At 62.1% G+C, this 8,426-nt stretch carries 9 protein-coding genes; 5 read left to right on the top strand and 4 right to left on the bottom strand.

Annotated elements, in window-relative coordinates; genetic code table 11:
• Together MFF58_RS30735 and MFF58_RS30730 are read left to right on the top strand one after the other, a co-directional pair.
• Positions 1 to 346: Crp/Fnr family transcriptional regulator (locus tag MFF58_RS30735; RefSeq protein WP_238293994.1), on the top strand; the 346-nt coding region annotated here is incomplete at its 5' end.
• The gene (locus MFF58_RS30730) at positions 343 to 579 is read left to right on the top strand and encodes a hypothetical protein (protein WP_238293992.1); all 237 of its coding nucleotides are present in this window, start codon (positions 343 to 345) and stop codon (positions 577 to 579) included. The genes MFF58_RS30735 and MFF58_RS30730, both read left to right, overlap by 4 nt.
• Positions 580 to 790: 211 nt before the next feature.
• Here the strand turns inward: MFF58_RS30730 and MFF58_RS30725 are convergent, their stop codons facing one another.
• Together MFF58_RS30725 and MFF58_RS30720 are read right to left on the bottom strand one after the other, a co-directional pair.
• Positions 791 to 1,183 carry a type II toxin-antitoxin system VapC family toxin gene (locus tag MFF58_RS30725; protein WP_238293991.1) on the bottom strand — a complete coding sequence of 131 codons (393 nt, stop codon included), beginning with the start codon at positions 1,181 to 1,183 and terminating at the stop codon, positions 791 to 793.
• Complete coding sequence (locus MFF58_RS30720) at positions 1,173 to 1,487, bottom strand: AbrB/MazE/SpoVT family DNA-binding domain-containing protein (protein ID WP_238293989.1); 315 nt, start codon at positions 1,485 to 1,487, stop codon at positions 1,173 to 1,175. The genes MFF58_RS30725 and MFF58_RS30720 overlap by 11 nt, the downstream gene beginning before the upstream one ends.
• 301 nt (positions 1,488 to 1,788) lie before the next feature.
• Between MFF58_RS30720 and MFF58_RS30715 the strand changes: the two genes are divergently transcribed.
• Together MFF58_RS30715 and MFF58_RS30710 are read left to right on the top strand one after the other, a co-directional pair.
• Complete coding sequence (locus tag MFF58_RS30715) at positions 1,789 to 2,382, top strand: recombinase family protein (RefSeq protein ID WP_238293988.1); 594 nt, start codon at positions 1,789 to 1,791, stop codon at positions 2,380 to 2,382.
• 131 nt (positions 2,383 to 2,513) lie between these two features.
• Positions 2,514 to 2,975 (top strand): hypothetical protein, encoded by a 462-nt coding sequence (locus MFF58_RS30710; protein WP_238293986.1) that lies wholly within the window; start codon positions 2,514 to 2,516, stop codon positions 2,973 to 2,975.
• Between the two features lie 183 nt (positions 2,976 to 3,158).
• On the opposite strand, the gene MFF58_RS30705 is transcribed toward MFF58_RS30710, so the two are convergent.
• Entirely contained in the window at positions 3,159 to 3,881 is a 723-nt protein-coding gene (locus MFF58_RS30705; protein ID WP_238293984.1) for a hypothetical protein, read from the bottom strand.
• 569 nt (positions 3,882 to 4,450) lie between these two features.
• On the bottom strand, positions 4,451 to 6,187 hold the full coding sequence (locus MFF58_RS30700) for a DNA primase family protein (RefSeq protein WP_238293982.1): 1,737 nt from the start codon (positions 6,185 to 6,187) through the stop codon (positions 4,451 to 4,453).
• A 1,773-nt stretch (positions 6,188 to 7,960) separates the two neighbouring features.
• On the opposite strand from MFF58_RS30700, the gene MFF58_RS30695 reads away from it, so the two are divergent.
• Positions 7,961 to 8,212 (top strand): type II toxin-antitoxin system ParD family antitoxin, encoded by a 252-nt coding sequence (locus MFF58_RS30695; protein ID WP_238293980.1) that lies wholly within the window; start codon positions 7,961 to 7,963, stop codon positions 8,210 to 8,212.
• Positions 8,213 to 8,426: the final 214 nt, after the last annotated feature.

Raw genomic sequence — 8,426 nt, 5'->3', positions numbered from 1 at the left:
CGCCACGCTGGTGGACGAGGCGACCCTGCGCGAGTGGCTGGTCAATGTCGGCCGCCGCTCCGCCGAGGAGCGCATCGCGCACCTCATGTGTGAGCTCTTGCTGCGGCTGCGCGCGGTCGGCCGGACGGCCGGCGACGGCTACGCCTTGCCGATCACCCAGGAGGATCTGGCCGACACGACCGGCGTGACCAGCGTGCACGTCAACCGCACGCTCGGGAGCCTGAAGCAGCGTGGGCTGATTGAACTCTCAGGGCGGCAGTTGCGGATCCTGGATCTGGCTGGCTTGGAGGCCCTGGCCGAGTTCAAGCCCAACTACCTGCATCTGGGCGGGAGGGATGCTGCATGAACCTTCGCCTTCAGCCCGTGCAGGTTGCCACGGGCAGCGACGACCAGGAGAGCCAGCTCGTGTTCCACGAGGGTTTTCTCGTCGCGGTCCTGGTTTGCCTCTCCGAGCAGCACGACGATGATGCGGGCAAGTGGTTCCTGGAGGCCGGGTTCGGCCAGATCGACGACCTGAACGCACCGCTGTTCGCCAGCTTGGACGAGGCACAGGGCTGGATCCTTGATCAGCTTCAGTGACAGGTGGCTTTCCAAAGCCAGCCTGCTCATCCTCAAGCCCTATTGGAACTCAACGCCAGGTAGCGTGAGTGGCAATGCCGGCTATTCGATCGTTTTCCCGACGATCCGGCGGGGTGGATTGTGAACTGTCCAGACAGGTCCACCTCTGTCGGTAAAATGTGTCGGCTATTCTAGCGCCGGGTAAAAGCTTCGGTTGCCTGCTCGCCCAAACTTAGCGGATGAGCCGAACCTCGACTTCGGCCGCTGCAGCGATCTCCTGCCAAGCGGCGTCCGCGGTGACAGCGACGGCATTCGAGCGGGCAGCGAGCGCGAGACAGAGCCGGTCTCCGATCCCAAGCCCTTTCGGCCTGGTCAGCGGCTCTAGCAATGCTGCGCGAATGCAGAGGTCGTCGTCGGTGGGGGTGAGCGGAAACACCAAGCCGCTCCGCAGAGCTCTCACGGCGGCTTCATCAGCGCCCTTCCGGACCAACCATCCGGCGACCTCGCCGAAATTTACGGTGGTCATCGTGGCGGTGCCGGTGAAGGCTTCTAGCACCTGCTCCCAACCGGGTTCCCGGCGCAGGTAGGCGAGCAACGCCGAAGCATCGAGGACGCTACGCGCCACGATCGAGTTCCGTCGAGGATGGGGCAGCCAGATCGGTCGTGTCTACCAACGTGCCGTCTTCCCTGGCAGCCTCTGCACGCCGCGCCGTTAGAAAGGCGCTGACCGAGGCGCCGTCGCTGGCCAGGAAGGAGGAGGTCTGGACCTGAAGCTCGGCCATGGCCGAAGCGACTGAGCGCACCCGAAGCTCACCATCTACCAGGGTCAGCACGACGGGTCCGCCGGACTCCAGGCTGAGGGCCTTACGTGCCTGGGCTGGAATGATCAGCCGACCGCCGGCATCGATCTTGGAAAGCGTCGCGTTCATGACATCCTGCTCCGATCGGTCAGAGGTATACGTTTGTCTGGTGGAGGACATTCAGCCATCAGCTCGCCATAGGCCGCCAACCAGAAATACGACAGCCTTGTTATATACGCCATAAATCCTTGATTTGGCAGTTCTGCCAGGAGTGGCTGCCTTGCGGTCCCTCGGCGGGCAGTTCGCCCGCGGAGGTCTGGCCGAAACCGAACGGTTTCGGCCACCAGCGGGAGATGTGGCCGAAACATAGGCTTGCGGTGGTTTCGGCCGGCCGTTAGTTTCGGCCACCGCTTTCGACCAGATTTTGGCCATGCCCCGCACCTTCGCCTACCTACGCGTGTCCACCCTCGGGCAAACCACCGACAATCAGCGCCAAGAGATCGCAGCCGCAGGCTTCCAAGTGGAGCCACAGCGCGTGATCACCGAGACCGTGTCGGGCAGCGTCGCGACCTCACAGCGCCGCGGCTTCGTCCGCCTGCTCGATCGGCTCGAGGATGGTGATGTCCTCGTCGTGACCAAGCTCGACCGATTGGGCCGCAACGCGATGGATGTCGGCGGCACGGTCGCACGATTGGCCGAGATCGGCGTACGCGTGCACTGCTTGGCGCTCGGTGGCGTCGACCTCACCAGCTCGACCGGCAAGCTGACGATGGGGGTGATCAACGCGGTTGCCGAATTCGAGCGCGACCTCCTGATCGAGCGCACCCAGGCGGGCCTCGCTCGGGCGCGCGCTGAGGGCAAAGCGATCGGCAGACCGGCGAGCCTCACCCCGGAGCAACGACGGCTGGCAGAGCAGCTTCTGCGCGACGGCCAGGGCGCCTCGGCAGTCGCGCGCGAACTCAAGGCCAGCCGAGCGACAATCCGGCGGGTGGAGGCGGCGACGCGCGGAGCCGAGCATCGATGATGCTCCTGCCGGCGGTAGGGCAAGTAGGCACCGGCTGTGGCTTGAGTGCTCTCCCTTCGGTCGATGCCTCCTGGTCTAAGCGAGGAGTGGCGAAGCGGCCTCTAGGGCACGGCCATATGATCCGGGGTCCGATGCCGATTAGCCGACGCCAGCTCGCCGCTTCTCTGCTCGCGGCCACCGACATCGCTGACCGGCACGCGATCGCGGCCTTCATCGCCGACGCTGCGACGCAACCGGCTCCCAACCCGTTCCCCCACACGAGCGTCGGTGCTGTGCGCCAGGTCTGGCGGCAGCGCGCTGCGGAGTTTCAATCCTTCGATGTCGAAGCGCTGGGGCTCTCGTGCCTGCTTACGGCGGTGTCCGGCATGAACGTCGACGAGGCGCTCGTGCAGGAGATCCTGCGAGCCGGACCTCACACCGCCAACGTCTTTCATCGCGGCGACGGCTGCTGGATTGTCGGTGCCGTGCTCTATGGCAAGCCAGGTGCCGGTCTGCCCCTCTTGCCCAAGTTGAGGCACAAGCACCCCGCTCCTAGCGCCCGGTCGCGGGCTTCCAGAGGAACAGGGCAGCTCGATCTGTTCGCGCGGGCCTAAGCCTGATGGTCTCCCGCAAAACCTTCTACAACGTGGTCTGTCATACCCGACCTTCTGCATGATGAGAGCGCGGAATAAAGATGGATCTGTTAGGCGCCGGTTATAGATGTTAGGTGGTGTTAGTCCTGAATTTTGGGCGGAATTACTGGAAAAATCCCGGGTGGTTCCGCCTCGCGATATAGTTTATCCTCCGGAGGGACCCAGATCCGACTGGGTAGATGGCCTGGGGCGTCGGCGCTGTTTCTGCGGCTTGATCGGCTCGTCGCGCAGATCGGTCGGGGCTGTGCCGATTAAGACCTGTCCCGTCTGGCGCCATGGTTTGGCCGGAGCGGTCGGCCCTGTCACCTCGACCTCCGGCAAGCCAGCAAGCTGCGCAGCCAGCATGCCCAGGGCAGCGTGCCAGGCAGCATAGGTCGCACGCGCCTCGACGATCTCCTGGACGCCCGTTTCATAAACGGGCACGTAGCCCGACGCGCGCTTTCCCCGGCCATCGTAGACGGGCCGCATCCGCTCGACGACGACCTCGGGCACGTAAGGCCGGTCCCCGTGCTGACCGTTGAGGATAACGATTGTAGAGGTCACCAGGACCACCAGTCGCCGCGGCACGCCGACCGGCAGCAAATCGTCTTGGGCCGGTCCGGAACCGCCCCTGCGCTCGACCTTGATGATCGAGGCCTCGTTCCATGGGCTGACTTCGATCCGGTGTCCGTTGCGTGCGGCCGTCTCCCCATCCCAAACGACGAAGCCGAGGCAGTCGGTGCGCTCGATATAGAAATTCGGTAGGCCGAGCACGGCATCGTGCAGCTCGAGGAGGGCATTGGGCGCGGCAGCGAGCTGTGCTTGCAAATCACGCGTCTTGGCCGCCGTCTTGGCCGAAAACGAGGAGGTGTCGACCTTGTCGGTCAAGTAGCTGCAGCCTGGCGCCTTCGGCCCAGATAAGCCGAGCAAAGTCGCGCTGACGTTATGGAGCCTGTGAACGGCCTTTTCCCGATAGGCACGAACGATCAAGGCTTCGATATCAATTTTTTCTCGAACTAGCATGGGGACGCCTTAGGAGGTTGCACGAGGGTGCGAGGGTACCGCGAGGGCTTCGAAAAACACTCGCGGGATAATTTGTCTTTTGTTGTCAGGTAATTACCTAACCCTTGAGAGGGTTACGAAGGTTATTGTCTAGAATACATGAGAGAAGATTTCTGAGATCGGCGTATTGTGGTCTCACGTGCACGACGCGGGGAAACCCTCGCGACCTTCACGTGAGCCTTGTACCGCGTTCAAAGTGTTTCGTTTTCTGCGTTGCGCGGGTTTTAAGAACCTACGCATCACCTTCGCAACCGTCGCAGAACTAAGGCGTTTTTACTCGTCGGGTGCGGTCGCAATAGTTTGCGCACGCTGCGAGGCACTTGCCAAGTCTCCTTGCCCCGCCGGGAACTCCACAAAAGGGCCGCAACCCTTCGTGAGATGAGCGCGGGCGATCGCTACTTCCCATAGACACCCGATCTGCGCCCAGGCTCCTGCGCGGGCACATCGTGCAGCCGGACGTCGAGATAGCGCCGGACCCGCTTTTTTTCCCGCTCAAAGCCCTTCTGAGGCATTGCGCGACCGAATGCGGTCTCCTTCCAGGGGCGAACGCTGTTTGCCTCACACCAAGCCTCGAACGCCTCGTAGACGGCGCGCGCTGTCTCAGAATGCCCCGGAACCCGATCGAGGCAATCGGCGGCGAACGCTCCGATCGGATCCATCTCCTCGCGATATGCCGAAGTCGCAGCTGTCACGACGTCGGGCGTCTGCAACCCTTCGCGCAGGTAGAGGTCGAGCCCTTCGAGGAGCCAGTTTAAGATCCCGGGCCTCTCGGCTTCGAATTCGGCGAGGATTTCGTTCATCGGGCGGCGCTCCGCCTCCGGGATCGTCACTGCCCACGGCACGAGGCGCACGCGACGCCAAATGCCGTTGTCGACGCCGCCGATCTTCGGCAAATCATTACCAGACATCGCAGCCTTGAACGTCGGCGTGAACTTGAAGAAGCCCTTATTCAAGTGGCGAGCCTTGATTTCTTCACCGCCTGTTAGAGATTTCACCAAGCCTTCCTTTAGATCCTCTCCGCGTGGCAACTCAGAAATGCGCAGGTAGCGCACGCCGGGCAACTCGGCAAAATCAGGCGTCGCCTGATCGCCACGGCGTTGCCCTTGACCAGTCAAGCTTTCGGCGTTCAGGAGGTCGGCATAGTTCCCCATCATGGACGCAATCGCCTCCATGAATGTCGATTTGCCATTTGCTCCAGTGCCGTAATTATAAATGAAGCACTGCTGCCCGGTGAGACCAGTCAAGGCGAGTCCATGATAGACCTGCAGGAACCTGCGCACCAACGGATCAGGTTGGAAGCGCTTCATGAATGCATCGAACATCGGGCACTCGGCGCTTGGATCGTATGAAATCGGCGCGATCTTGGTGATCAATCGCGTGCGATCGTGAGGTTCAAGCTTGACGTTAAGTCGATACCCCGGCTCCTCACCGCACCAATCGGGGTCATCCTCTTTGGCAAAAAGGAGTGTTCCGTTTTCGCAGTTGAGCATCATATGATCGGCGTCGAGTTCTTTAGGACCGACGCTCTTGTGTGGGAGCGCCTGCGCAATCATGGCGGTAATCCGACCCCAGTTGCCGGACATGGTTGCGTGCTTTCGGCGCTGTTCGCGCCGGACGGTAAGGTTCTTCCGCACTGCATTGGCGCGGTCGAGGATTACAACCTCCTCAGACGTGAGCTCCTTGTGATCCTTCGATCGAAGCGGCGCGGCCTCGCGAATAAGCTTGGCTTCATGAGGCATTTGCTCGAGGAGCGGTGCCTCCCCATGAATGCGCTTAGCCGTGCGCTGTGCGTAGGCTATCGCGGCCTCGTCGCCACCCTCGCGCTTCCACACGCGCCCGGTCCACGTGTGCCAGCCGATTTCGCGGACGTGCTGCAGGTCCTGACCGAAGTGCAGGAGCATGCGCGCGCCGTTGCCCGTGTCATTCGGCTCAAGTTTCGCGCATGCCGCGAGAATTTCGAGGTTTGCTGCTTCGACTTCGGAGAGCTCACGTGAGAACTCTGCGTCGGCCTTGGCTTCGAAAGCTTTGGCGAGTGTGTCCTGCAACTCTCGTGGCGGCACGGAGGCCGATCCGGGCAGCGGCTGTGCGTTGTCGATGATGCTGACGATAGATGGCGAGGCTGCGTTGCTCATTAGCGAAGATCACAATCCGGGCTGAGTGAGGATAGGACGTTGTCGTTGGCACGCGCGTGCTGGAGCCAGGGCGTGAGCACTGGCTTGATCAGGGTCGATTGACTGGCTGGGAGAAGCACGACCGCGAGCCCTATTTGGCTCACGATGTCGGCTCGCTGGTTGTGTCCGAGAGGCTTGGCTCATAGGCCGCCGCTCATGACCTGTGTGGCTGCGTCAGCGGGATGACGCTGATGATAAAGTGGAACAGTCGAGTGGTGAGCTCAGTCAGCGCTCACGGCGTACCGATGTTGGCCCAAGCCGCCACGCTGTGGTTCGGTATGAAGGCGAACCGACTGCGGGACACGATGTACCTCAGAACAAAAAAAGCCCCCGGCAATGCCGCGGGCTTTTTCAGAACCTTCTGAGGGTGTTCCGAATATGGTCAAACTTTTTCCGCACGTCAATTTGGCGGGAAAATCCGAACCGGGTGCGCCGCTATGCTATTGCTGCAGCGAGTTTTTCCCGTTCCCCACGGGGCGCCCGAGCCCTCTTTTTCGGGACCGCCCGGAACGCCAGGATGTGCGCATCCGCTGGCAGGGCGCGCAGGAAGAGGACGTGCGCGTCCGCGGCGTCCCGCAGGGCGGCGATAGCCCGACCGCGCTTTCCCCGTGCCACCGGCACCCATAACTCGGCCGGGGCCGCCGGTCCCATCACCTCGACGTCGGGTAGGTCGGCGAGCTGCCTGCAGTATCCCGAGGGCGGCGATCCACACGGCATAGGTAGCACCCGCCTCGACCACCTACGGCGTCGTGCAGGTCGAGGAGCGCGTCGGGCGTCCCGGCGAGCCAAGCCTGCAGCTCTTGCGTGACCGCCGCCCTGGCCGAGAAGTGCGAGCTGTCGACCTTGTCGTCGGTGAAATTGCCGGCGCCGGCGTCCTTCGGCCCCGACAGGCCAAGGAGAGTCGCGCCGACTTTCCGGAGCCGATGAACGGCCTTCTACCGGTATGCCCGGGTGATCAGGGCACCGACGTCGATCGCCTCTCGATTTTTTTCACGGCCCCGCCTCGGTGTTTGCGACCATTGCGACCAATTGCGACCATTCTGAAAAATGGTCGCGATCCAAATTCTCTATTCTTTTCAATCAGTTTTATATGTCTTAGCGACCAATCGACCAATTTGGAGGATGTCGTGTGATAATGAGAAAAAAACCGCGCGAGTTTTGACAATCGCTCATAGGCGGGCGAGCGCGCAAAATTGGTCGCAATGGTCGCGCGCTCGCCTAAGCGAGTGATCAGGCTTGTTTTTCGGCGCCGCGACCATTTTGGAAATTGGTCGCGATTGGTCGCAATAGTCGCGGAAAATCGTAATTTTTGGCCGCAGAGCGGGCAAATGGGAGCATGGCGGACGGTCTGGCGGTCTGGCAAGTCCCCCCTTCGCCCGCTGGGATGACTTTCGGCCGGCCAGACATGCGCCTCGTGTCGGACTGGTAAGGACGACCAATCAGCCTTTGGCGACGCCCCCGTGATCTTACCGCCAACAAGCCCAAACCGGCGGAGGAGAAAGGTCTACCTTTCTCCCTGGTCGCCCGTCCCGAGCAGCATCAGCGGGTTAGAGGCGGCGAAAGGTGATGCGCAAAACTACCGCTCGAAAAGGACCGTTTTTGAGCGGGTCTTCAGCCAGCCGCTAAACCCTTGCCGAAGCTGACGCTCGATCGCGCGAAAAGGCGCGCCTACAATTTCGCAAAGCCTTTGACAGCCTTTGGCAATTTTTGCCATGATAGGCGAGGAGGTGCCACATGGCGACCATGAACGTTTCCCTGCCCGATCCGATGAAGGCTTGGGTCGAGGCACAGGCCGACACCGGCCGCTATGCCAATGCGAGCGACTATGTGCGGGACCTGATCCGTCGCGACCAAGACCGGGCTGGCAAGGTTGCCGAGCTGCAGGAGCTGATTGACGCCGGCATGGCGAGCGGCCCGAGCACCCGCACCCCTGATGAAATCCGCCAGCTTGGTCGGGAGCGTCTGGCCGCCATCAAGGCGAAATGACTTACAGGACGACGATCGAGGCTGACGAGGACATTGCCGGCGCATACGTCGCCGGCGCGCTGCAATTCGGCGCCGAACAGGCGGAACGCTACCAGGATGGGCTGTAAGCGCTGTCTGGGCGGCACCTTCCGGCAGGCGGTGTGAAGGCGGCATACGGAGCGGAATGGGAGCTCCGTCACATGTCGATGTCAGGGCGTATGGCTATGTCGGAGCC

This window comes from Methylobacterium longum, assembly GCF_022179385.1.
Classification (GTDB): domain Bacteria; phylum Pseudomonadota; class Alphaproteobacteria; order Rhizobiales; family Beijerinckiaceae; genus Methylobacterium; species Methylobacterium longum.
The sequence above is the reverse complement of the archived record's forward strand: the minus strand, read 5'-3'. Positions and strand labels throughout refer to the sequence as shown.